General features: G+C 37.3%; 23 protein-coding genes. 18 read left to right on the top strand and 5 right to left on the bottom strand.

Annotated elements, in window-relative coordinates; genetic code table 11:
- Positions 1 to 2 precede the first annotated feature (2 nt).
- From OM33_RS18520 to OM33_RS18510, 3 genes are read left to right on the top strand one after another with little or no spacing between them, the layout of a single operon-like run.
- Entirely contained in the window at positions 3 to 431 is a 429-nt protein-coding gene (locus OM33_RS18520) for a YcfL family protein (protein ID WP_040135823.1), read from the top strand.
- Between the two features lie 35 nt (positions 432 to 466).
- Entirely contained in the window at positions 467 to 1,066 is a 600-nt protein-coding gene (gene lpoB, locus OM33_RS18515; RefSeq protein ID WP_040135821.1) for a penicillin-binding protein activator LpoB, read from the top strand.
- Positions 1,067 to 1,070: 4 nt separating this feature from the next.
- Entirely contained in the window at positions 1,071 to 1,541 is a 471-nt protein-coding gene (locus tag OM33_RS18510; protein WP_040135819.1) for an outer membrane lipoprotein, read from the top strand.
- A 189-nt stretch (positions 1,542 to 1,730) separates the two neighbouring features.
- On the opposite strand, the gene OM33_RS18505 is transcribed toward OM33_RS18510, so the two are convergent.
- Both OM33_RS18505 and OM33_RS18500 read right to left on the bottom strand, forming a co-directional pair.
- Positions 1,731 to 2,768 carry a S1C family serine protease gene (locus OM33_RS18505; RefSeq protein ID WP_040135817.1) on the bottom strand — a complete coding sequence of 346 codons (1,038 nt, stop codon included), beginning with the start codon at positions 2,766 to 2,768 and terminating at the stop codon, positions 1,731 to 1,733.
- A 132-nt stretch (positions 2,769 to 2,900) separates the two neighbouring features.
- Positions 2,901 to 4,682, bottom strand: coding sequence for a M61 family metallopeptidase (locus tag OM33_RS18500; RefSeq protein ID WP_040135815.1), 1,782 nt, complete (start codon positions 4,680 to 4,682; stop codon positions 2,901 to 2,903).
- Positions 4,683 to 4,857: 175 nt separating this feature from the next.
- Here OM33_RS18500 and OM33_RS18495 point away from each other — a divergent pair, with 175 nt between their 5' ends.
- From OM33_RS18495 to ilvN, 9 genes are all read left to right on the top strand, one after another.
- Entirely contained in the window at positions 4,858 to 6,393 is a 1,536-nt protein-coding gene (locus tag OM33_RS18495) for a GGDEF domain-containing protein (RefSeq protein ID WP_040135813.1), read from the top strand.
- 103 nt (positions 6,394 to 6,496) lie between these two features.
- A complete protein-coding gene (gene ppnN, locus OM33_RS18490) occupies positions 6,497 to 7,849 on the top strand; it encodes a nucleotide 5'-monophosphate nucleosidase PpnN (RefSeq protein ID WP_040135811.1) in 1,353 nt (450 codons plus the stop codon).
- An 86-nt stretch (positions 7,850 to 7,935) separates the two neighbouring features.
- Complete coding sequence (xni, locus tag OM33_RS18485; RefSeq protein WP_040135810.1) at positions 7,936 to 8,721, top strand: flap endonuclease Xni; 786 nt, start codon at positions 7,936 to 7,938, stop codon at positions 8,719 to 8,721.
- Position 8,722: 1 nt separating this feature from the next.
- Positions 8,723 to 9,106, top strand: a complete 384-nt coding sequence (locus tag OM33_RS18480) for a DUF3192 domain-containing protein (RefSeq protein WP_040135808.1) — start codon at positions 8,723 to 8,725, stop codon at positions 9,104 to 9,106.
- Between the two features lie 22 nt (positions 9,107 to 9,128).
- The gene (locus tag OM33_RS18475; protein ID WP_040135806.1) at positions 9,129 to 10,760 is read left to right on the top strand and encodes a hypothetical protein; all 1,632 of its coding nucleotides are present in this window, start codon (positions 9,129 to 9,131) and stop codon (positions 10,758 to 10,760) included.
- Between the two features lie 189 nt (positions 10,761 to 10,949).
- Entirely contained in the window at positions 10,950 to 11,957 is a 1,008-nt protein-coding gene (locus tag OM33_RS18470) for an isocitrate dehydrogenase (protein WP_040135804.1), read from the top strand.
- Between the two features lie 143 nt (positions 11,958 to 12,100).
- On the top strand, positions 12,101 to 14,113 hold the full coding sequence (locus OM33_RS18465; protein WP_407681057.1) for a S9 family peptidase: 2,013 nt from the start codon (positions 12,101 to 12,103) through the stop codon (positions 14,111 to 14,113).
- Positions 14,114 to 14,530: 417 nt separating this feature from the next.
- Positions 14,531 to 16,255, top strand: a complete 1,725-nt coding sequence (locus OM33_RS18460; protein ID WP_040135801.1) for an acetolactate synthase 3 large subunit — start codon at positions 14,531 to 14,533, stop codon at positions 16,253 to 16,255.
- Complete coding sequence (ilvN, locus tag OM33_RS18455) at positions 16,255 to 16,755, top strand: acetolactate synthase small subunit (protein WP_040135799.1); 501 nt, start codon at positions 16,255 to 16,257, stop codon at positions 16,753 to 16,755. The genes OM33_RS18460 and ilvN overlap by 1 nt, the downstream gene beginning before the upstream one ends.
- Before the next feature lie 66 nt (positions 16,756 to 16,821).
- Here ilvN and OM33_RS18450 read toward each other — a convergent pair whose 3' ends face one another.
- Positions 16,822 to 17,094, bottom strand: coding sequence for an HU family DNA-binding protein (locus OM33_RS18450; RefSeq protein WP_040135797.1), 273 nt, complete (start codon positions 17,092 to 17,094; stop codon positions 16,822 to 16,824).
- Between the two features lie 596 nt (positions 17,095 to 17,690).
- On the opposite strand from OM33_RS18450, the gene OM33_RS18445 reads away from it, so the two are divergent.
- Entirely contained in the window at positions 17,691 to 19,364 is a 1,674-nt protein-coding gene (locus tag OM33_RS18445) for an asparagine synthase-related protein (RefSeq protein WP_040135795.1), read from the top strand.
- A 200-nt stretch (positions 19,365 to 19,564) separates the two neighbouring features.
- Here the strand turns inward: OM33_RS18445 and OM33_RS18440 are convergent, their stop codons facing one another.
- Both OM33_RS18440 and OM33_RS18435 read right to left on the bottom strand, forming a co-directional pair.
- The gene (locus tag OM33_RS18440; RefSeq protein ID WP_040135794.1) at positions 19,565 to 19,948 is read right to left on the bottom strand and encodes a zf-TFIIB domain-containing protein; all 384 of its coding nucleotides are present in this window, start codon (positions 19,946 to 19,948) and stop codon (positions 19,565 to 19,567) included.
- Positions 19,949 to 20,041: 93 nt separating this feature from the next.
- Complete coding sequence (locus tag OM33_RS18435) at positions 20,042 to 20,260, bottom strand: hypothetical protein (protein ID WP_040135792.1); 219 nt, start codon at positions 20,258 to 20,260, stop codon at positions 20,042 to 20,044.
- Positions 20,261 to 20,862: 602 nt separating this feature from the next.
- Between OM33_RS18435 and hisG the strand changes: the two genes are divergently transcribed.
- Genes hisG through hisH form a run of 5 tightly spaced genes read left to right on the top strand, consistent with a single transcriptional unit; the run spans position 20,863 to position 25,757 of the window.
- The gene (hisG, locus tag OM33_RS18430) at positions 20,863 to 21,762 is read left to right on the top strand and encodes an ATP phosphoribosyltransferase (protein WP_040135790.1); all 900 of its coding nucleotides are present in this window, start codon (positions 20,863 to 20,865) and stop codon (positions 21,760 to 21,762) included.
- A 3-nt stretch (positions 21,763 to 21,765) separates the two neighbouring features.
- Complete coding sequence (gene hisD, locus OM33_RS18425; RefSeq protein ID WP_040135788.1) at positions 21,766 to 23,055, top strand: histidinol dehydrogenase; 1,290 nt, start codon at positions 21,766 to 21,768, stop codon at positions 23,053 to 23,055.
- A gap of 2 nt (positions 23,056 to 23,057) precedes the next feature.
- Positions 23,058 to 24,110, top strand: coding sequence for a histidinol-phosphate transaminase (hisC, locus tag OM33_RS18420; protein ID WP_040135786.1), 1,053 nt, complete (start codon positions 23,058 to 23,060; stop codon positions 24,108 to 24,110).
- A 4-nt stretch (positions 24,111 to 24,114) separates the two neighbouring features.
- On the top strand, positions 24,115 to 25,176 hold the full coding sequence (hisB, locus tag OM33_RS18415; protein WP_040135785.1) for a bifunctional histidinol-phosphatase/imidazoleglycerol-phosphate dehydratase HisB: 1,062 nt from the start codon (positions 24,115 to 24,117) through the stop codon (positions 25,174 to 25,176).
- On the top strand, positions 25,173 to 25,757 hold the full coding sequence (gene hisH / locus OM33_RS18410) for an imidazole glycerol phosphate synthase subunit HisH (protein WP_040135783.1): 585 nt from the start codon (positions 25,173 to 25,175) through the stop codon (positions 25,755 to 25,757). Before hisB ends, hisH begins: the two co-directional genes overlap by 4 nt.
- Positions 25,758 to 25,763: the final 6 nt, after the last annotated feature.

The following is a 25,763-nucleotide window of genomic DNA, read 5'->3' as shown; positions in this document are numbered from 1 at the left end:
TTATGAAATATTCAATCGCACTCATACTGTTAGCTCTTTTTATACAAGGGTGTGCCAATAAGCCTGTCACATCCGGAACGGGTAGTGATCAAATTGCAGTAAATGATAATTGGCAAAAGCACCTAAGGGTTGATAATAAACAATTAGGCGAAAGGTTATACATTTCAAACGTACTAACACGTTCAACAAACGGTTTATTAGATGTAAACCTCGAAATTACTAGCCGTTATAAAAAAACACAAAATCTACAGTATCATTTTAATTGGTTTGATAAAGACGGTTTTGTAATCGAAGAAGGCAAAGAGCCATGGAAGTCATTGCCTTTACACGGACATCAAGTGGTCAATCTAGGTGCAATTGCACCAACCAAAGACGTCGCAAAATTCACGCTTTATGTACGTGAAGTTAATGAAACTATATACCGTTTTTAACGCATAACCTCTCAATAATTTTTAAGGTAACAATTATGAAAAAGCATTTACTCGCAACTACATTAATTACAATGCTCGCATTAACAGGTTGTGCAAATCGTGAAGTAGTCACTTATGGTGATGCTACTGAAGTTGAAACTGTTGATATTGGTTTTGGTTCAACTGACTTACAAAAAGTTGCTGCTGAAATGACCGACTCTTTATTAGTTTCTCCAGCTATGTCTGAGTTTAGTAAAAATGGACGTCCTATTTTCTTTGTTGAAAGAATTAAAAACAAAACAAGTGAGCATATCGATACGGAATCAATTACTGATTCTATTTCAACAAAGTTACTCCGTTCTGGTAGTGTTCGATTTGTTGATATGACACGGGTTGAAGCGGCACGTGAGCAGCTTACTTATCAACAAGATGGCGGGTTGGTTGACACTAATTCAGCCATTGCTTTTGGCCAACATGTAGGCGCTGAATACATGCTCTACGGCAATTTATCAAGCATTGTAAAGTTTAATAAAGATAAACAAGACGTTTATTACAAGTTTACTATGCGATTAATGGATTTAAAAACAGGTTTAGTTGAATGGGCGGACGAAACGGAAATCCGTAAAAACAGAGAAAAGAAACGTATAGGTTGGTAAAGCTATGAACTATCGATTAATCACCGCTGTTATTTTCTCTTTTCTAATTTCTAGTTTTTCGGCTAATAGCTATGAGCGCAATAAAGCTGTTCCTGTAGAAAAAGTAGTTTATGGTAAAGTTGAATCAATTCGTAGCATTACTGAAACAGAACTGGTTAAAGATAAATCCGCAGGATGGCATCATTTTGGTGGTGCATTAATCGGAGGTGTTATTGGAAATCAATTTGGTGACGGCAGTGGTCAAGTTGCGGCAACCATATTAGGGTCATTGATTGGTGCATCAATAGCTAACAATCGCTCAGTTCGTTATAAAGAGAAAACCTTACGACTTATTGAACTGCTTATTTTAACTGAAGAAAAACAGCGTGTTATGGTCGTGCAGGATTATGACCATAACATGCGTTTGACAAAAAATGATGATGTAAGAATTGTTTATTTATCAAATGGTAGTGTTAGAGTAGACACTGTTTATTGAATATATTGAAAATACAAAACAGGGATTGCTGCAATTGCAATTACAAGTAAAAAGTAAAGTATAAGATCTTTATGAAGCGATCCCTTGCCCGCTGATTTTGCCATAGTTAACTCCTTTTAAACCTATAATATAATATTAATAAATACACAGAAAAGAAAGTACTCCCTGTTTCTTTTCTGTGTTTACATATTACTGTAATTTAATTTTAACGTTTGGTAATGCAGCTTCAAGTGTTAGTTCGTGACCCATACGCAACACAGTAAATTTTATATTTTCTCCACCTTTGAGTGATTTAGTATAGTTTAAAATGTTCAAATAATTTTGTTCCTCGCCAGTCAGAATATGAGGTCCAATTGCTAAAATCACATCACCGCCTAGAATAACAGGAGAATCATCAATCACTGCAGGGATCACACCACCTTTAAGCCCTAATTTCTCAGCAAAGCTTTGTGTTGCTACTTTTTCAATTAATAAACCAGCGCGTTGCGGAACATTTAGTGCTGCAGCCATTACCGGAGTAAGAAAACTATACTCAATACCAAACCAGATCATCGGCTGATCGATAAGAATATTTTTAACCATTTCAGTACTAGCTGCAAAGCCAAGCCCTTCATTACCACCAGATTGAGATTGTATATAACTTACAACACCGATTAATTCACCATTCGATAAAAAAAGCGGTCCACCCGAATTGCCCTGATTAATTGCTGCATCCGTTTGAATAAACTCAATTTCATTAAAACTTGGATGGTTATAGATACGACGACCACTTAGATGGCCAACAGTTAACGTGTGTTCTAGCCCATAAGGAGTCCCAATTACAAATACTTCATTGCCAATTTTTGCTTTATTAGAATCACCCAATTTAACAAATGGAAAATCTTTGTCGTTTGTAATTAATTTAATTAAGGCGATATCTGCTGCTTGAAAACTAGCTATCACTTTAGCTTTATACTCACCACGGTTTTTAACATTAACTGTTAACTCATCTGCACTATTTACAACATGTGCTGCGGTTAAGATTAACCCTTCTTTGTTAATAAGCGTTCCAGTGCCTAAACTACTCGCTGTTTTCGTTACAAGTTGATTTGCTTCAGCCCTCACCTCTTGAGTGTCTGAGTAAATTATGACGACTGACTTATCAAGTTTGTTATAAAGTGAGCTGTAATCTTTAGCAAAAAGCGAACAAGAAAAAATTAAAAGTAAAAATATGAATTGTTTAAACACTGTCGTTCCTTCATGTGTACTTGAGTATGTGATACTTATTTTGAATTTAAATTGAAAAAAGTAAATAAAAAAGCTTAATTTTTAATAAATTAGCAGTGGGTGCCAGTGATGTTCAAACACCCACTTAAATTGCTAAAGGCTACTCGGGTAGTCAACTCCCAACCAAGCTTTAAATAAATGCTTCTGTAATCTGGTTGGATTTTCCACTAAGCTGATACTTTTTGCTTTATTTGCTTTTTTGCTCAACGTCAGTTGTGTCGTATGGATTTCATCACGACGAAAATAACTAATTTCTAATGTATCACCTGTTTTAAAGCGCTTGATATAGTTATCAAACGATTCACTGATACGCTTACCATTGATTGCAAAAACGATATCACCGGGAGTGAGGCCCGCATGCCACGCAGCACCATTGCGTTTCACTCTTTCTAAAAACAATTGGCCGTTTTTATAATTACCGCTCATTTCAGCTTGCGGTTGAAATTTAACCCCTTTGGGGTAATCAAAAACCAGACCAACAGATTGCAACATTGCTTCAAAATTGAGTTCAGCTGGTGAATCTACATTTTGCTGCCACCAGTTTGCATAATCCTTGCCTGATACAGCCTTTAAGATTTGTTTTACATCATCACTTGTAAACCCTTGAGGTAATGGGAAGTCTTTATAAAGTGCCTTATGAACATCTCGATAACTCACCTTCCCTTTACTTTCTTCAATAAGCTTTGCATCAAGTGCCCATGAAATAAGCGCACCTTCACTGTAGATATTAGTTGAGTAATTAATATCGTGATCGCCGCCTTGGTTAATCCATTTATCAAAGCTTGTTTCACTTGCTGATTGAATTTCGCGTCCTGGACGCGCTAAATGTTTATTAATATTACGTGATAAGCCTTTAAAATATTCTTTAAGGGTTATAATGCCACCCCGGATGAGTAATAAATCATCGAAATAACTTGTAGACCCCTCAGCAATCCATAACAAATCAGTGTAGTTATGACCGATATAATTGTAGGGAGTTAAACCTTGAGGTCGGTAACCCTTCACATTCCACGTATGAACAAATTCATGAGATGCAGTCGTGATAAATCCGATGTAATCATCACGCTCTAAAAATGAATCACGTTGTCTTTGGATTATTGTTGAATTTAAATGCTCTGTTGCGCCACGCGCACCGCTAGTAGCGTGAACCATAAAAACATAGCGCTTGTAAGGGTATGCATGCCAAATATCAGCGCCTGTTTTAACTAGTTTTTTCAAATCAGCAATCATTTGATCAGTATCGTAATTACCTTCTCCCCAAATTACCAATTCATAATCTCGGCCATCAACTTGCCATTTGAACAGTTTATTAATGCCAGTCTCAATCGGTGAATCAACCAAGACATCATAGTTTTCAGCGATAAATTGGTGCGGATGTTCTCCTGTTTCAAGTCCGGATACACTCCGCCAATCTTTCGGTACATTTAAATCTACTACGATACTTTCTTGACGATAGTCTTCAGCAAACATAAAAAAGCCAGATGCATCGATAAAAGCATGGCTGTCGTCAATATGACGAGAACGCATAGCAAGTTCATTTGCATAGACTTCATAAGAAATATTTACTGTTGATGAAGGATCGGCATTAATTTGCCATGTATTGGAATCAATCTTTTGCCAATTGAGCGGATTACCTGTCGCATCTTTCGCATCAAATAAACGTATGCCATTGGCCATATCTAATATTTCGTAACGGCCTGTGCGCCATGAAGGCAGTGAAATATTTAACTTTTCATTCCCTGCGGGGAAAGTAGCAGTTACTTTTCCAAGATGATGTTCCCCATTTTCGATTGAAAGTTGGTATTTAACATCCGCAATGAGTGAAGAACTAAAGCTAATTGCGCCTAAGATTAATGAAGAAAATAATGCTTTCATATTGATACACTGGAAGGAAATTTTACGAACAGTAACAATTATATAATTACAGTGCCAGTTTTAGCGATTAAAACAAGAAAACACACTATCATTAAACTAAGTAATAATTATGGTCGAAATTAGCAAAACATTAATATAAACTTTAAGCGCAATAAAGAAATAGGTAAAAGTCACGGTGTCTCAGCAAGTTAGTATTTTACGCACAAAATTAGATTCAGCGATCAAAGGCCGCAAACAAGTCGAACACGCTTATAAAGTTCAAATAGATTATTTAACCCAATTTATCGCTAAATTATCACTTGTTTGTAAAGGCTTAGATCTTGAATTAGATAACCGTCTGGCTAAGTACCGCAGTACAATTCAAAAAGGCGTTGATTACGAACAATTAGTGCCATTATTGGATGAAATTTCCAAACTATTTAAAGAACAAGCTGCTCGCGCTGAGTCCAATTTAAGCGCATTGCACCAAAGCGTTGAAAGTGCAGGCAAAAAATTACAGCGTAAACAAGGTCTTCCAGATGACTTACGTCGTAATCTACGCACCTTATTAACGTCAGACCTAGAGAGCGTCAAAACTACTACTGAATTCATCCCAGTGCTCACTAGGTTAGTTGAGATATACCACTTGGTACTTGAAAAAAAAGTAGCCGGTAATAGTGATTCCACTTCGATTGAATCAAAAGAATTAGCACAAGAATTACAAAATTTAATTAGTGAACTCGCTTTTGAAGGCGACAGTGGTCAACGCATTGACGCGATTAAGCAACGAATCAGTTCGGAGTTCAATCTTTCGGCTTTACTAGAATGCTGTGTTGAAATTATTCGTATTATTGTAGAAACCATTTCACAAGAACGTGCTTCCGCACAAAAGTTTTTATTTGCAATCAACGAAACCTTGTCGTTACTTCAAGCTTCATTAATGGAGTCAGTTAAGCGTTCAAGTAAAATTAATTTGCAAATGGAAAACTTGAATAAGCAGATCCAAGATAAAATGAACAATATCAGCCAAGAGGTTGATGAAGCTCAGAACATCACAACGTTAAAGCAGTTAATCGCTGAAAAAATGGAATCTCTCACTTGTGATTTAGCTGCCAAAGAAAAGTTAGAGCAACTTGAACGCGAAGAACTCGTAAAAACATTGCGTGAAATGGGTGATCGAGTAAATAAACTCGAGAAAGAAACAGAACATTATCAAGAGCGTCTTGCCGAACAACGTTTCAAAAGTTTACAAGATAGCTTAACCCAATTGCCAAACCGCGCCGCGTTTGATGAACGTTTTGCGCTTGAGTACAACACCTTTAAACGTGACTATCATGATCTCTGTATCGTTGTTGCTGACATTGATCACTTTAAACATATTAATGATAATTACGGTCACAGTGCAGGTGATAAAACACTACAAGTTGTTGCTAAAGCACTGAAAAAAGCAATCAGAGTGACAGATTTTATCGCACGCTTTGGTGGTGAAGAATTTGTGTTAATTATGCCACACAGTAAATTAGAACAAATCAGTGTACCACTTGAGAAACTAAGGCGTTCAATTAAAGCCATTCCATTTAAATTTAAGCAAAAATCAGTAACCATCACCATTTCGTTTGGGGCAACTCAGATTAAACAATCTGATTCAATGCAAGAAGCGTTTGATCGTGCCGATGAAGCGCTTTATGAAGCCAAAAATACAGGTCGCGATCGTATCGTTCTTAAAAAATAACTTGTTTAGTCTCCAAGAAAAACTATATTTAAATTAAGTGCTTATTGATACAAGATTAATAAGCACTTTGTTTTTATAGTTTTAGTCGTACAAGGAGACGCCTATGCAAGTACAGATCAATCCATCTGGAGCACTAGATTTACTTTCCCAACTTGAAGTAGAGGCACTAAAACGCTCTTCTACCAGTGAAGTCTATCGTCTATTTCGTAATTGCTCACTAGCAGTATTAAACGTAGGTAGTCATACAGATTCTAGCTCTGAAATTTATGATAAATATCAAGACTTCGATATTAATCTTATTTGTCGTGAGCGCGGCATTAAAGTTGAATTACTTAACCCACCTGAACATGCCTTTGTCGATGGCAAAATTATCAATGGTATTAACGAACATTTGTTAGCTGTAATACGCGACATCTTATTTATTAAAGATAAATACCAAGATGGCAAACTTAACCTGACAAGTGCCTCACACATCACACATGTTGTGTTTGATATGCTTCGAAATGCTCGAGCGTTAAAACCAAGTGAAGACCCGAATATGATCGTCTGTTGGGGCGGTCACTCTATCAAAGAGCCTGAATACAAATACACCAAAGAAGTTGGTTATCAGCTTGGTTTAAGACATTTCAATATTTGTACTGGTTGTGGCCCAGGTGCAATGAAAGGTCCTATGAAAGGGGCAACGATAGGCCATGCTAAACAACGTTTTACAGATAACCGATATTTAGGTCTAACAGAGCCAAGTATTATTGCTGCAGAACCACCAAACCCTATTGTTAATCAGTTAGTCATTCTTCCTGACATTGAAAAGCGTTTAGAAGCGTTTGTTAGAACTGCACATGGTATAATCATCTTTCCAGGTGGCGCTGGTACCGCTGAAGAGTTGTTATACCTTTTAGGTATTTTACTTCACCCTGATAACCAGAAGCAGGTGCTGCCGGTTGTCTTAACAGGGCCAGAGTCTGCTAGAGCTTATTTTGATGAGCTTGTTAAATTTGTAAAAGATACTTTAGGTGAGGAAGCGCTATCTAAGTTTAAAGTCATTATTGATGATCCTGAGGCAGTAGGTAAATATTTCGCTCAGAGCATGCCGCAAGTGCGCGAATACCGAAAAGAACGAGGTGACGCGTATCACTTCAATTGGTCATTAAAAATTGAGCCCGAGTTCCAGCTACCTTTTTATCCTACACATGAAAATATGGCCAATTTAAACCTCGAAATAAAACAACCCACAGAGCAATTAGCGGCAAATTTAAGACGTGCTTTTTCCGGAATTGTAGCTGGTAATGTAAAAGACGAAGGAATTAAAGCGATTAAACGCCATGGCGTATTCTCACTATCAGGTGACACATCGTTAATGTTGAAGATGGATACCTTACTAAGTGCCTTTGTTGCCCAAGGTAGAATGAAATTACCAGGCTCTGTGTATACACCTTGTTATAAAATAGAGACTTAAGTTTTTTCCTAAACCAATGTAAAATGGCGCTAAATTGCGCCATTTTTTGTGTTAGATAAATAACACACTGTTAGTTTAGGTTTCCAATGACAACTCACCTACTTTTGATCGATGCATTAAACTTAATTCGACGTGTTTATGCCGTGGATAGTCAACAATCTGGTGAGAATGATCAGTTAGCGTTAAAAAATACTTTTTTCCGTGTTCAAAATGCGGCTAGGAAACTGATAAACCAAACCAAAGCAACACACGCAATCGTTGTTTTCGATGGTGATCATAGTTGGCGTTATCACTATTATCCCGAATATAAAAAATCACGTAAACCTATGCCCTCTCCTTTAGCAAAAGGCTTATCAGAACTCTATAACGCCTTTTCAAGTCTAGGTATTAGCGTCTATCAACCTCAGCATGATGAAGCAGATGACGTTATTGCAACTTTAGCTACTAAAGCCGCACAAAGTCAGATAAGTTGCACCATTGTCTCTACTGACAAAGGTTTTTTACCCTTGTTAAGTCAACATATTGCGGTATACGATTATTTTAAAAGTACCTATATAGATATCGCTGATGTAAAAAATAAGTTCTCAGTTGCTCATCATCAGCTTATAGACTACTGGGCGTTGAATGGTGATAAGACCAATGACATACCGGGCGTTGCTGGCATTGGTAAACAAGGTGCCATAAACTTACTTACACATTATGACAATGTTGAGTCTGCTCTTCAGTGCAGTTCACCTCCAGATGAGTTAAAGCGTGTAATGAACAAGTTGAATAACAACCAAGAAGAATATATTCGTGCTAAGCTATTGGTTAGTTTACGCCAAGATATTCACCTTGGTTTCAGTTTAAAGGCATTACGTTTACCAAATTAAAATGAATAATAAGATTTTTAAATATATCGTCTTAGGACTGGGTCTTTATGCAATTGCAGCTGGTTTAGTTATCAATTTTTATAAAGATGACCCGCAAGGCATGTTCTGGCAAGATCGTGAATCCTTCAATAAACGTTATCTCAGTAAGCTTAAAGTGGATGACCCTGTCTTTTTAGATCAAGTGTTTAATAATCTTGGTTCCCCAGACCTTACTTTTGCGAAACGTTCAGGCGATGATGTTTTTCAAATAATCTACTATCGTACACAACATGAACATTCTGACGGCATTACAACCAAGGATGAATGTACAGGCATGTTTTTTAAAAATGAACAACTTGTTGCTTGGGGACCTGGCGCAGAAATTGCGTATGATAAAGTGAACTAAATTAAATTTGACGGATGTATGAGTGACACCAAGCGAACAACTAAACAACTGCCTTAACAGTGTTGAAACGTTATTTAACCTGTATAAAGATAAAAAAAATTGGGATCGTGTTTACCCGCAACTTGTCAGTTCTGCTACCCAAATTGAATCCATTTTTAATACAAATCAACAGTTAGCTTTCGCTTATTTTAATGCGTATGATGCACAACGTGACTATGCGTCTAACTTATTAATGCGTCAGAGTTTCATTATTTGTTTTATCGCTCAACTTTCTGGCTTAAACCGTATTGCAATGGTCAAGCTCATTCAATCTGCTATTTCGCAGCTAATCACCATCAGAGACATATTAAATACCGTTAGTCATGGTAAAAAGTTAACGGTTGACCAGCGTAATGCATATCAACAGCGCTTTAGGCAAAGCTATGTATTATTTAAATCTCATTTAAATAAATTGCCTTTAATTCAAACTCAACTAACTAGTGCAATCAAACAGCGCCCTTGTTATTCCCAGCACTATGCCATTATTCACTTGGCATATTCACTGGCAAAGCAAATTACACCCACAAAAAATTATAAAGGGTTAAGTTTACGTAATTCACTTGCTCATATTTACCTGAACACAAAACAGGCCTATGACAACTCGTTACTAGTGCGTTTAGCTTCAATTTTCAATACCCCCTTACCGGGAGAGTCGCTCTATTTTGAAGGCAATAAATATTTGGTGCTGGGCTCAATCACAAATAAAAAACTTTTATGCTACGACCAAGTTAATAATACCCACACAGAACTTAACAATTCACTTTCGGTAATTGACAATGGATTAACCATTTCCAAACATGATTCAGCTTTTTATAATACTTGGTCAAAATTGCCTGAGCTCAAAAACGTTGTATCTAAACCTTTTGTCGACGAGTATTTCTCACGCAATGATTTAAACGCTATTAGAAAAGCAACCGACCTAAGTATGGGCAAATTATTAAATGAATTAAATAAAAACCCCAATGCACATGCCCTTGTAATGAATTTAAGTGATCGCGTATGCGATAAACCCATTAATGATATTCGTCATGCAATTGCATTATTGGGAGTCGAACAACTCCCTGATCTGTTAGAAAACCAACAATTGATGCAGCGATTGAGTGCCATGGGAAAGGTGAACTGGTATACAGTTGAGAGCCGTCTAACAACCTTAGTAAAATTTATCGAATATTATAAAACCATTGATGTTCACTTCCCTTGCCAAAAACTTATTAATTATGCACTTAAATACATTGCTTTTTATTTAAAGTTACACCCTTATGGTCTTATTCTATCAACGGATACACGCTTGCCTAATGCCCGTGTAAATAAAATAGATACATTATTAAACTTTTATACGTTTCAAAAAGTGGTTATGCCTGATGTAATCAAAACCAATCCATTTTATCAGATTAGTACTGCTGATTTTGATATGAATAATGCATCACCTATGCAAAGTGCGTGTTTTTTGCATTTAGTCTTGATAAACGCAGTATTTTTGGGACAACACCTCACCGACCTGCCAGCACATTTAAAACAACAGCTAAATATTGCTACAACTCAACTTAACATAGAAAATTTAGATAATTATTTAGACAATTTATTAGACATTAGTCCTGTAAATAGCCTTTTCTAACATCTTATCGCGTCATTTATCGGTGTTTTGTGGATTATTTTTGAGAAAATTGCTATAAATGACCGTTGAATAATAATACGAGATGACATAAATAACTAATCAGTTAATACGAATGTCATATTCGTTCTAAACAATCTCACGTACTACCATACCCAGTCGGGTATATAGATTCAGTTAAAGGAAAATTTAATGTCTAAGCAAACCATTACGGTTATTAAAGGCGATGGTATCGGTCCAAGCATCATTGATTCAGCGCTTGAGATCTTAAATGCAGTTGGTTGCGATTTTGAATATGAATTTGTTGATGCTGGTCTAACAGCGCTTGAAAATACAGGTGAACTTTTACCTCAAGCAACGTTAGAAGCAATCGAACGAAATAAAATCACTTTAAAAGGCCCACTTACAACTCCTGTTGGTGAAGGCTTTACTTCAATTAACGTGACATTACGTAAAAAATTCAACTTGTACGCAAACGTCCGTCCTGTTAAGTCGTTTGAAGGCACTAAAGCACGTTATGATGATATTGATATCATCACTATCCGTGAAAATACACAAGGTATGTACTCTGGCCTTGGTCAAGTAGTATCAGAAGATGGTTCTGAAGCAGAAGCAATGTCAAAAATCACTCGTGAAGGTGCTGAGAAAATTGTTACATTTGCGTATGAGCTTGCTAAACGTGAAGGCCGTAAAAAAGTAACGGCTGTTCATAAAGCAAACATCCTTAAATCAACATCAGGACTGTTCTTAAAAGTTGCACGAGAAGTAGGTGAACGCTACCCTGAAATTGAATCAGCTGAAATGATTGTTGACGCAACTTGTATGAAGCTAGTGATGAACCCTGAAGAATTTGATGTAATGGTTACGACTAACCTATTCGGTGATATTCTTTCTGATTTATGTGCTGGACTTGTTGGTGGCTTAGGTATGGCGCCAGGCGCAAATATCGGTCAAGATGCAGCAATTTTTGAAGCAGTACACGGTAGTGCGCCAGATATTGCTGGTAAAAACCTTGCAAACCCAACATCTGTAATTTTAGCATCTATTCAAATGCTTGAGTATTTAGGTGAAGCAGATAAAGCTGAACGTATCCGTAATGCAATTGCCCATGTTATTAAAACAGGTGATCGCACCACACGCGACTTAGGTGGTAGCCACGGTACCACTGACTTTACACAAGCTGTTATCGAAGCTTTATAAAATCGTAAAAGGTGACTTAGGTCACCTTTTTTTATCGCATTTTCTTGCCTTTTATCTCTGCCATTTTAGACTACTCTCGCTGACAATCAGTAAATGAGGACACAATGAAACTAATAAAATCTGCCTTAACTGTTGCATTAAGCATGGCTGCTACTGCAACATTTGCAAATGAGACACTTACGCTCGAAGACCTAACCAAAATTCAATCAGTTGGACAAACAGCTATCAGCCCTGATGGTGATTCTGTAGCATTTACCCGTTCGGTACCACGTGAAATTTATGTTGAAAAAGATGGTTTTAATTACAGTGAACTTTACTTAACAAATGCTAAAGGCAATGAACGCCCTTTTATCACTGGTAAGGTTAATATCTCAAGTCTTGAGTATTCTGCTGACGGTAAATTTGTCTATTTTTTAGCTAAATTTAAAGAAGATAAATTTAGAACAATTTATCGTATTCCTGTTGATGGTGGTCAATGGCAAAAAGTTATCGCGCTTAAAGGTACTTCAATCTCATCTTATGATTTAAGCCCAGATAACAAAAAAATCGCTATTATTGCAAAACCAGCTAAACCTAAAACAGATAAAGAGTTAGCAAAATTAGGCTTTAAAGCCGAGACTTACGAACTTGGTTTAACAACAGCTGAATTAATGGTTATTGATTTAGCAATAAACGAAGACGCCGTTAAATTAGATGGCTTAGCAATCGACCAGTATGTGAGCGATGTAAACTGGTCAAGTGATGCTCAAAAGCTGCTTGTTAAAACGCAACCAAGCGCACTTATTGATGATAAGTACATGAAGTCAACTTGGCATATCTATGACCTAACAAATAATAAAGTCGTTACCTCGTTTGCTACTGAAGGAAAACTAGGTGCTGCTGAATTTTCTGCAAATGGCAAATATGTTGCTATTCTTGGAGCAGAAGATAAACACGATCCTGCGACAGGTCGATTATACCTAGCTAATACTGAAACAGGTAAAATTGAAAACTGGTTACCAAATTTTGCTGGCCATATCAGCGATTTTGAATGGGCAAATAAATCAAATACCCTTCACTTTGTTGCACAAATTGATACAGAAAGCTTTATCGCAACTATCAAGCCAGGATCGAGTAAATACAAAACGAAACTTAAGCGCGGTAAATTAATTGCCGGACGTTTATCAATTTCTGATTCTGATAAGACAGTCGCTTTTTCTGGTCACTCACGTAAACACCCATCTGAAGCATTTATGCTTCGTGGCAAAAAAGAAATTCGCGTATCAAACTCAAATAATTGGCTAAATGACAAGCGTTTAGCAAAACAAGAAACGATATCATTTAACGCGGAAGATGGTACGCGATTAGATGGCGTACTTGTTTACCCTCTAGACTATCAAGAAGGTACTCAATATCCGCTTATTATGTCGGTACACGGTGGCCCTGAAAGTCACGACAAAGACGGTTGGGTAACTAACTACTCACGTCCAGGTCAAGTTGCAGCTGCCCGCGGTTACGCTGTATTTTACCCTAACTATCGCGGTTCAACCGGTAAAGGTGTTGATTATTCTAAACTAGGTCAAAATGACTACGCAGGGGAAGAGTTCAATGACCTTGTTCGCTTTAAACAACACCTTGTAGATAAAGGCCTAGTTGATACTAAACGTGTAGGTATTACTGGTGGTTCATACGGTGGTTATGCGTCTGCATGGGCTGCAACAAAACTGACTGAACACTTTGCTACTTCAGTAATGTTTGTTGGTGTAACTAACCAATTATCTAAGTTTGGTACAACCGATATTTCGAATGAGATGCACTTGGTACACGCTCGCTCATACCCATGGGATAAATGGCAGTGGTATTTAGAACGCTCACCAATTTATTGGGCTGGACAGTCTAAAACACCATTACTTATTATGCACGGGAAAGACGACCCGCGTGTTCACCCAGCACAATCAATGGAGCTCTATCGTTACATGAAGGTGCAAGGTAAAGACGTTCGTCTTATTTACTACCCAGGTGAAGGTCATGGTAATAAACGTATGGCTGCAAAGTATGATTATAGTCTACGTCTAATGCGCTGGATGGATAACTATTTACTTGAAGGTAAATCAGAAATGCCAGAGTATAAAATTGACCATGCAGCTAAGTTAAAAGCTAAAAAAGAAAGCAAATAACCATTCAAAAAAAAGGCCCATCTGGGCCTTTTTTTATTTTATATAAATATAAATTTTTACATCCGTAAATAAGACAAAACCAACCCAAATTGCATGCAATGTTAAATAAACGCATTAATATTCCCTTTTTAATTAACCAAACCATATAAAATGACATTTTCAATTTTTATTTTGAAAATATTAAATTATTTATGTCTTTTGCTTGATTCACCGTTGACAATACTTAACAAAAATAATACAAATACGTTAATATTTTTTTAGAGCAATTTTAATGACAATTATCTTAATTCTAACAGTCTTCGTCCTGGTCTTACTTAAGTCACCAGCGGGGAGCTATTAGTAATTTTTGTCATAATAAATTAATAAGCCCCCGCAATAAGCGGGGGTTTTTTTTATCTACTGCACAGAGGAATGAGGATGGACAGTAATAAAATGTCTGGTGCTGAACTGGTTGTTCAAGCATTAAAAGCATTAAAGGTTAAATATATTTTTGGTTACCCCGGTGGCAGCGTATTGGATATTTACGATGCCTTGTTCGCCGAAAATGAACTTGATCATATTTTAGTGCGTCACGAACAAGCTGCGACCCATATGGCCGATGGATTTGCTCGTGCTACAGGTGAAGTTGGTGTTGTATTGGCAACATCTGGACCCGGGGCAACAAACTGTGTTACCGGCATTGCAACTGCATACATGGACTCAATACCAATGGTTGTGTTATCAGGCCAAGTTCCGACAAATCTAATTGGTGACGATGCATTCCAAGAAACCGATATTGTGGGGTGTTCTCGCCCAATAGTAAAACATAGTTTTAATTGTCGTGACGCTGAAAAGATCCCTGAAACACTTGCAAAAGCATTTTACTTAGCCGCATCAGGTAGACCTGGTCCTGTAGTAGTTGAATTACCAAAAGACATTCTTAACCCCGCGCTTTCGTTTGATTATATTATGCCAGACGATATTGCGATGCGCTCTTATAGTCCAAATACTAAAGGTCATCCAAAGCAAATTAAAAAAGCAGCTAATGCTATTTTAAACGCAAAACGCTTAGTCATCTATTCAGGTGGCGGCGTTGTATTATCAGATACATCTGAACAATTAACCAACTTAGTTGAGAAACTTAACGCCCCTTGCACGAATACATTAATGGGTTTAGGCGGTATCCCTGGTACACACCCTAACTTTATCGGCATGCTGGGAATGCACGGTAACCTAGAAGCGAACAAGGCAATGGCTAACGCAGATGTAATTCTCGCTTTAGGTGCCCGTTTTGATGACCGTGTTACTAATAATGTTAAAAAATTCTGTCCGAATGCCACAATCGTTCAAGTTGATGTCGATCCAACATCAATCTCGAAAACGATTCACTGCCATATTCCAGTTGTTGGCGATCTAGCAACCGTATTTGAACAGTTACAAGCTGCTATTAATAAAAGTGATATTCAAATCGATCGTGCTGCGCAGGAAGATTGGTGGCGTCAAATCAATAATTGGCGGGAACAACGTTGTTTAAGTTTTGACAGCGAGGACAAAAAAATCAAACCACAAGCTGCTATTCAAGCTTTATATAAGGTTACTAACGGTGATGCCTATATCAGTTCAGATGTAGGACAGCATCAAATGTTTGCTGCACAATATTACCCTTTTGATAAACCACGCCAATGGATTAACTCTGGCGGCCTCGGCACGATGGGTTTTGGATTTCCTGCAGCCATGGGTGTTAAGCTTGCCTTCCCTGAAAAAGAATCTGTTTGTGTTACAGGTGATGGGTCAATTCAAATGAATATTCAAGAATTATCAACCTGCATGCAATATGGTTTACCGGTAAAAATTGTGTCTTTGAATAACCGCTCGCTAGGTATGGTTCGCCAATGGCAAGATATGATTTATTCAGGTCGACACTCATGTTCTTACATGGAGTCATTACCTGACTTTGTTAAATTAGCAGAGAGTTACGGTCATGTAGGGGTGCGAATAGACCATCCAAGCGAGCTTGAAGAAAAACTAAAAGAAGCCTTTGCGCATAAAGACCGCCTTGTATTTATAGATATTAATGTTGATGAATCTGAACATGTATACCCAATGCAAATTCGACATGGGGCAGTAGACGATATGTGGTTAAAGAAAGGAGTAAAAGCATAATGCGTCATATTTTAAGTATTTTGTTAGAAAACGAACCAGGTGCCCTTTCTCGTATCGTTGGTCTATTTTCTCAACGCGCCTATAACATTGATAGTTTGACTGTTGGTCCAACCGATGATGATTCATTATCACGTATTACAATTACAACCACAGGGAACGACCGTATTCTTGAACAAATCACTAAGCAGGTGAATAAACTTGTCGATGTGCATAAGGTTATCGATCTTAGTGATGCGAGCCATATAGAACGTGAGTTATTGTTAGTTAAAGTAATGGCGCATGAAGAAAAAACGCGTGCAGCGGTTACGCGTGTGGTTGATATTTTTGGTGCAGCTATTTTGGATATGGGTAAAACAACTTACACACTGCAACTTGTAGGTGCTGTCGATAAGCTTGCCTCATTTATTGATACATTAAAAAATGAGACTGAGGTTATTGAAGTTGTTCGTTCTGGAGCTGTTGGTTTAAGTCGTGGTGATAAAGCATTACGACCAAAGTAAATCACAGGAAATAAAAAAGGAGCTTTTAGCTCCTTTTTAAAGTTATTAAAATGATAACTTTAGTAATTAGTTACAGCTGTCTTTAAGACCTTTACCCGCTTTAAAAGTTGGGATGTTAGCTGCAGCGATTTGAATTTCTTCACCAGTTTGTGGGTTACGGCCAGTACGTGCTGCACGTGCTTTTACAGAGAATGTACCGAAACCAACTAGCGCAACTGAGTTACCGTCTTTTAATGATGTAGACACTGCACCAGTGAATGCGTCTAATGCGCGAGCTGCTGCTGCTTTAGAAATTTCTGCGTCCGCAGCGATTTTTTCAACTAATTGTGCTTTGTTCATTATAGATTCCTATCTTTATTATTTTGCCTTTGCAGACCCTATAGTTATGCATTTTTCCTAGCTTGGCAATACGTATTTGCTATTTTTTAAGCAAAAAAATCAAAAAAAGTGATATTAAGTTGGTAATTTAGTGATCTTAAAAAAAATAAACGCTCAAAGTGCCTGTTGCTCTGGCTTCAGCAGCAATTGAAACGCTAAATAACACAATAATAAGCTAGCTACAGGTGAAAGCAGCAAGCTTAAAAGCATGCCATATTGCGCAAAGAAATATCCGATTTCCACAATTTACATCCCAATTTCACATTGATTTATACATTAGTCGTTATCAATTTAAAAAAGGTTGTAAATATTATTAATATTTTAATGTTTTGACCTATTGGCCCCTGATAAGAGCAAAAATAGTATTCTTTAACTGTTTAATTGGATAAACGCTTTATCCTATCTTTTAATTCACATTTTCATTTTAAAAAAGGAGTTATTATGCTTTGCATTTTGCAAAATGCGGTATCCGTTTAAAATTAATTCATTTAAAACAGTTTGTTAGTGTAGGAATGCAATTTGCTTTTGAAAGTTAATAAACCAGCGAGGAAATTCCTATGTCTCAGTTAAGTGTTACCCTACAAAATAATAAACTGGTCAATAACAACTGGTATAGCATTCATATTGAAGACTTTAAATTATCAACAACAGTGACTCGCTATACAAATTCTGAGTTCGATATTTTAATTTGGGGTGATGTTTCTTACAAACATGTAGATAAAACAATAATTCTAGATTTATTATCAAACAATTTTACATCCTACTGTGGCAGAAGCTGGATTTTAATTAACAAAATAGCCAAATCGATATACTGTGCTGCTGATAAATATGGCTCCTTCCCCGTGTTACTATATAAAGATAGTAAACACACCCTATTAGCTAGTTCACGTACGGCACTTCAAACCAGCTTAGAGTCTCCTTTGCAATTCAATAAATCTGCTATGCGTGAAATTATCTCACTAGGACAATTGTTTGACACCAGCTCTATTATCGAAAATACAACGCACATTACTGGCAGCACACTATGTAGTATAGAGGTAAATAGCGGTAAACATACGATTAAAAAGACATTCAACCGTCTTGTAACTAATACCTCTTCTCATAGCTACAAAGATGCGAAAGAAGCCTTAATAGAATCAGTTAGAAACTGTCTAAAAGCAGACAATAACACTCTTATATCACTTTCTGGTGGACTAGATTCGCGTGCAATTTTAGCGGTATGCGACTTACTAAACTTAAAACCAGATGCCCTATGTTATGGTGTTGCTAATAGTACAGATGTCTCTTACGCAAAAGCCCTGGCAAATGCCTGTGGTTTAACACTTTTTCATCCAACTAGTTTTAAAACAAATTTATCACATTCAACCATTGAACGTGTTAGTAAAGCGAGTATGGGTGAAGTACCCTTTCATCATGCTCATGCCCTCATTGATGAAGAAATAGTTATATATACAATGGGTAGAAGTTTAGTGACAGGCACAGGTGCTGAAACATATAGAGCGTTTTACTATGATAGAGGAATGCCTGGGTTTAGTTTATTTGATTTTAAGGCCCTTAATACATGGACAATTCCACGCATAAAGCGTTATATAAAAGAAGAATTAATCAAACAAACCCACCCCATACTAGCATCATTGATATCTGAAAGTACGCTTTTGAATAGAATAGAGTCTGTCTTCGAAAATTCAATCAATTCCGGATTGCCTGCTACTAAGCAAGCAGACATATTTTACTTAACAGCTCGGTGCCAGAGGATGGTGGTAGCAGGTCAGCAATTGCTTGATAGCTACTATAACCGTATGCATCCTTTTTTAAATGATGATGTAGTTAACACAATGCTTAACCTTCCTGCGGGCTTAAAATTGCATAGTAAATTTCATCGAAAATTTATTGAAGATGTATCACCGAAACTTGCTAAGTTGCCTTGGGATAAAACACAGCAGCCGTTAAATAAAGGACTTAGCTTCACTGCTACATACCCTGGATTAGCAAGTAAACTTAGATTAAATGCCAAATTTGGTAAACAAACAAAACCAATGTACCAATATAATTACTCAGGATTAAACATGAGATTGTTAGATCAGACTCTAAGTTTAATTTCAGAGAATGAAAATGAGACAAGTAAGTTACGAGAGCAAATAAAATCACATAATTTAGAACACTATATCATTGGTTTTGGTCTAGTTTGGTTGAATTTAAACCCTAAATTTCAATATCAAAAAGCTGGTTAATAAATTTAGTTTACCTTGTTCAATATGTATTAAGATAAATGGTTATATATATTTCACATTTAATGCAAATGTGAAATATACAACCGTATTTTATATACCATTACTAACGCAGTTAGGTTTGTTGTTCAACTTGTATCAGAATTTAAATTCTGTATCGATTTGTTTAATATCACACAAAGTATGATGTGTTCTTTAAGCTTTTAGAAAAATAGATTAAATAATGGTAAATCTGCGATTATTGATATGTGTTTATTTGAATTATTTTGAATTTTGAAATAATCAAAATACCCTATAGCCTCTTTAACCGTCATTAAAATACCAGAACATTGACTACAATGTTTAAACGATAAATCGTTGGTTTTGTATTGTTTAAGAATATTAAAACACTGCGGGCAAGCATGAGTCGTGCATGTCCCTGTATTCTCTTGTATTAGCATATCAAACTCGGCACAACTAAATTTACTGCTATAACTTAAAGCTGCCCAGTGTGTTTTCGGTAGGAATGAAACACCACATTCACATCCCAAACCAACTTCCCCATAACCTTGCCACATTTTTAATTCATTTCCACAAATACACTTCATATTAAATTCTCCCAATGAATTTAATAGAGTACGTTGAATATTGTTTTGGACTATTAATAAATGAAAAGTGGCGTAAATAAATGAAAAAAGGTATTACGCCCATGTATCTATATGTTCGTCATCAGAGTCGGGGGTAAGGTTTTCTTTTTTTATTTCTTCTTTTTGTTTCTTTAAATCATAGAGTGTCGTTTCGTTTTTCTTTAAACGAATTTTTGTAGTCTTATTATCGCTTACACCAGCGACAAATAGTGTCGATTTTTCTACCGGGGTAACAAAATTAATCCTAGGCAGAAAAGGCGTTAAAATATCCACATTTGCCTCCTGTTTTCTTTTAATTATTTATCGACCGTTTTTGACTTTTCATTAAAGCAATCAGTTTTTTATTAAGTTGTGTTTGTTTAGTTTATAGCCAATTCATACCTGAGCAACAACCATTTATGTTAACCATGTTACAAAGAGAATGGTTTCGGCTTTTACACAACAAAAAGCACTTTAAAACCTTAAAATACCAAGCTTTACTTGTATATACAGGCCTATACAAGCAAGATTTTGTTAAAAACATTAAAAACACAAAGCACTGTTTTTAAAGCTTTTATTTATTTTGAAATATATTATTCACAATTTTCACTCACAATTGAATTGCAATTACCAAAAAATGATGTTTTCCTATAAGCACATAAGCCAAAAGATGCTGGCTTTAAACTAATTATTAAGGTTTTAATCATGCTAAATACTCTGAACACTATTCATCACCATCATATAACGGAATAGCTTTCAGGTATTTCGCTGGAGGGCTATTCCGATAACGTGTCCTCTGGCTAAGCTTCTAAAAAAAGCCCGAGGACAACCTCGGGCTTTTTTATAGCCCAAAATAAATTTATTGAATTTTAGAATTAATTATTGGGAATGAGAAAATGAGTGATAACAACCGTCTACGCATTGCAATTCAAAAATCTGGTCGTTTATCAAAAGACTGTCAGGACTTACTTAAACAGCTCGGTGTAAAGCTAAATTTGCGCGAGCAACGTTTAATTGCACATGCGACTAATATGCCTATTGATGTTCTACGTGTCCGTGATGATGACATCCCTGGATTAGTGATGGATGGCGTATGTGATCTAGGTATTGTTGGCGAAAATGTGCTGGTTGAAAGCCAAGCAGAACGACAAGCACAAAAATTAAACGCAAATGTGACTAAACTGGCAAAACTTGATTTTGGTTATTGTCGTCTTGCACTGGCTTGGCCCCAAGAATTAGGTCAGCAACCGCTTAGCTGGTTTGAAGGAAAAAAAATAGCCACAACTTATCCTGAAATATTAAAACAATTTTTAAAAGCACAAGGTATCAACGCATCGACTGTATTGTTGTCCGGTTCTGTAGAGGTTGCTCCTCGTGCTGGCCTTGCCGATGCAATTTGTGATTTAGTTTCAACAGGTGCAACACTCGAAGCAAATGGTTTATTGCAAGGTGAAACAATCCTTGAATCAAATGCCTGTCTAATCCAAAACCCTGCAATGGATAACCCACAAAAACAAGCTTTGCTTGATACTTTACTGCCGCGTTTAAAGGCTGTACGTCAAGCAAAAGAAAGCAAGTACATCATGTTGCACGCGCCAAAATCACGTCTTGATGAAATTTGTGAACTCCTGCCAGGGACTGGTAAACCGACCGTGCTCTCTCTTGCTGGTACTGATGACTTAGTTGCCTTACACATGGTGTCAAGTGAGACATTATTTTGGGAAACAATGGAAGCACTTAAAGAAAAAGGTGCCAGTTCCATTCTTGTAATGCCAATTGAAAAAATGATGGAGTAAGTCGTGGAAATTTGGTCAGCGCTCAGTAGTGAGCAACAAGCAGCGCTGTTAACACGTCCAGCGCAACAAGACGTTTCAACACTGCAATCAAATGTGCAGCGTATAATCGAAAGTGTAAAAAATGAGGGTGATAACGCGCTTAAGCAGTTTAATCGCGAGTTTGATAAAAACTTCTGTGATTCTTTAATCGTGCCTCAATCTCAGATTGAGCAATCGGGAGAATTGATTAGTGATAACTTAAAAGCGGCAATCGACCAAGCATTTGCAAATATTACAAAGTTTCACGCAGCGCAATTACCACAGACTAAGGTAATAGAAACCCAACCTGGTGTGGTATGTGAATTGCGTTACCAAGCGATAAATGCTGTTGGTATATATGTACCTGGAGGCACTGCGCCTTTGCCTTCCTCAGTATTGATGCAGGGATCACTTGCTAAGCTAAGTGGTGCTGAAACAATTGTGCTGGCCACACCTGTTAAAGGTGAGCAAGACGTTAATCCTGCAATTTTATATGCTGCAAAACTATGTGGTGTAACTACGTTAGTTAAATCAGGTGGCGCAGGGGTCATTTCAGCAATGGCTTATGGCACCGAGTCTATACCGAAAGTAAACAAAATTTTTGGTCCTGGTAATAGCTTTGTGACTATGGCTAAGCAATTGGTTGCACAACAATGCACAGGACTTGCTATTGATATGCCAGCAGGTCCTTCTGAGGTGTTAGTGATTGCTGATTCTGGTGCAAATCCTAAATTTGTAGCTTCAGACCTGCTATCACAAGCAGAACACGGGGCTGATTCACAAGTAGTGCTGTTATCTGATGATAAAACCTTAATAGACCAGGTTAAACAGGAGATTGACGTTCAACTTCAAGTGTTAAGCCGTTCCGATATTGCAAAGCAAGCACTGGCCAATTCACCTTTTATTTTGGTTGAAAGTATAGAGCAAGCAATTAAGGTATCTAATCAATATGGGCCTGAACACTTAATCGTACAAACACGTAATGCCAGTGAGTTAACCGATAAGTTTTATAATGTTGGTTCATTATTTGTGGGTGACTACACGCCAGAGTCTGCAGGTGATTATGCATCTGGAACAAACCATGTTTTACCAACATATGGATACAGCCAAGTGTATTCTGCGCTCAACTTAATGGATTTCTTTAGAACTTACACAGTACAAACTATTAGTAAGCAAGGTTTAACAACGCTTGCTAATAGTATTTTACCTATAGCGGATGCAGAAGGATTAGATGCCCACGCAAATGCTGTAAAAATACGTTTAGAGGAGCAATAGCAATGAGTAATAAATTTGCCCCTGAATATATTCAGTCTTTAAAAGCATACAGTTCTGCTAAAAGTCAAAAACTTACTGGCTCTACATGGCTAAATGCTAATGAAAGCCCATATATTAATGATTATGATATTTCGTTGAACAGACTCAATCGTTACCCAGATCCACAACCAGAAGCCGTGATTAACGCGTATGCAGATTATGCAGGTGTATCATCTGACAACATTTTAATGACACGTGGCGCGGATGAAGGGATTGAACTCTTGGTTCGTACATTTTGCCAAAACGGTAAAGACAGCATCACGCAGTTTGTACCTACCTATGGTATGTATAAAGTGACTGCCGATAGCAGCAATGTAGCATTAAACAACTTAACACAAACCGATTTAATTAATGCACCTGTAGAACAGTTAGTTGAAAAATCAAATGGCGCCAAACTGGTCTTTGTTTGTAATCCAAATAACCCGACAGGGAATACCATTAGTCTGGACCGCATTAGATCAATAGTGTCAGCATTTAACGATAAAGCACTCGTTGTCGTTGACGAAGCTTATATTGAATTTTGTGATGAGCTCTCTTCAGCTAAATTTGTAAATGAGTTTGGTAATCTAGTTGTACTACGCACGCTTTCAAAAGCGTTTGCCTTAGCAGGACTAAGAACGGGTTTTGTACTCAGTAACCCATCGTTAATCAACACTATGCGTAAAGTACTGGCACCCTACCCTGTATCAGGCATTGTGGCACAAATAGCTGAGCAAGCTTTGAGTTCATGCAATATTCAGCGCGTTAAACGTCAGGTCGCAATTCTCAATGACAACCGTAAAGCATTAGAGCTTCAACTTCGACAATGCAAACAGGTTGTTGAAATACTGCCAAGTAACGCCAATTTTGTCACTGTAAGACTCAGCGACAAGAAGTTTATTGATAGTGCAATGCAAAATGGCCTGATTATGCGCCCCTTTACCCTTTATGACCAAGATACTTGGTTACGTATAAGTATTGGCTCAGAGCAAGAGCTTAATGTTGTATTTAATTGGCTAATAGAAATTAACGGATAACACCATGCAACAACCATATTTATTTATTGACCGCGACGGTACTTTAGTTGAAGAACCAGCCATTGATAAACAGTTAGACACACTTGAAAAGCTGGTGTTTGAACCCGGTGTTATTCCAGCCTTGTTGCAACTACAAGCTGCAGGCTACCGCTTAGTGATGGTGTCAAATCAAGACGGACTAGGTACAGATAGCTTTCCGCAAGCAGATTTTGATGCGCCGCACGACAAAATGATGCAAGTATTTACCGCCTCAGGCATTAAATTTGACGACATTTTAATTTGCCCACACTTTGACGACGAAAACTGTGCATGTCGTAAACCAAAAACAGGTTTGTTAAAAGAGTTAATGCAATCGGGCAAAGTAGACTTAGCTAACTCATACGTTATCGGTGACAGACAAACAGATATTGGTCTTGCAGAAAATCTATGCTGTGAAGGTATTTTATATACCAGTAATTGGAATGAGATAGTAACAAAGCTTACTACTCAAAACCGTACTGGTTTGGTAGTTCGTAATACCAATGAAACACAAATTTCAGTTGAACTTAATTTAGATTCAGGCAAGCAAGGCGAAGTAATGACAGGCCTTGGCTTCTTTGACCACATGCTTGATCAAATTCGTACCCACGCAAATATTGGATTAAATATTCGCGCAAAAGGTGACTTACACATTGATGAACATCACCTTGTTGAAGATGTTGGTATTGCTTTTGGACAAGCGTTAAAACAAGCACTTGGGCCAAAAGCACAAATCGGCCGCTATGGCTTCGCACTACCAATGGACGAGTGTAAAGCTGAAGCGCAACTTGACCTATCTGGACGTGCGTCTTTTGTAATAAATTCCAATTTTAGCCGTGAAAAAGTAGGTGATTTAGATGTACAGATGGTAGAGCACTTTTTCAAAAGTGTGACAGATAATGCGGATATCAGTTTAATTTTAAGTGTGTCTGATGGCAATTGTCACCACCAGGTTGAAGGCCTGTTTAAAGCCTTCTCCCGTGCGTTACGAACCGCGATAGCCAAAGATGCCTCGCAAACCACTGCTAGCTCTAAGGGGTGTTTATGATTGCAATAATCAATACAGGATGTGCCAATATAAACTCGGTTAGATTTGCGTTTGAACGCCTCGGTGAACAAGTGGAAGTAATTACCGACCCTAACAAGCTTAAAGAGTTTGAACGTGCAGTTTTACCTGGTGTTGGGCATGCGAGTGTCGCAATGCAACGTTTAATCGACAATGACTGGCAAGCTGCAATATCGAGCTTTGATAAGCCATTACTTGGAATATGTCTTGGTATGCAATTAATGTGTGACAAAACAGAGGAAGGTTCTGTCGAAACACTCAGCATTATTCCAGGTCAACTCAAGGCACTTGAAAGCAATCAATTAACCTTGCCTCACATGGGATGGAATTCGTTAAATATCAAAACAAACCACCCCATTTTTGAGGGTATTAATGAAAGTGACCAAGTCTATTACGTGCATAGCTTCGCCCATGTGCCTAATAAATACACTGTCGCAACAAGTGATTATGGCACTGAATTTTCAGCCATTATTGCAAAAGATAATTTTATTGGTATGCAATTTCACCCAGAGAAGTCTGCTGATGTAGGCGAGCGATTGCTTAAGAACTTTTTAGCTTTATAGGAACAA

Origin of the sequence: Pseudoalteromonas piratica (assembly GCF_000788395.1) — a bacterium.
GTDB lineage: Bacteria > Pseudomonadota > Gammaproteobacteria > Enterobacterales > Alteromonadaceae > Pseudoalteromonas > Pseudoalteromonas piratica.
This window is presented reverse-complemented; position numbering and strand designations above follow the sequence as displayed.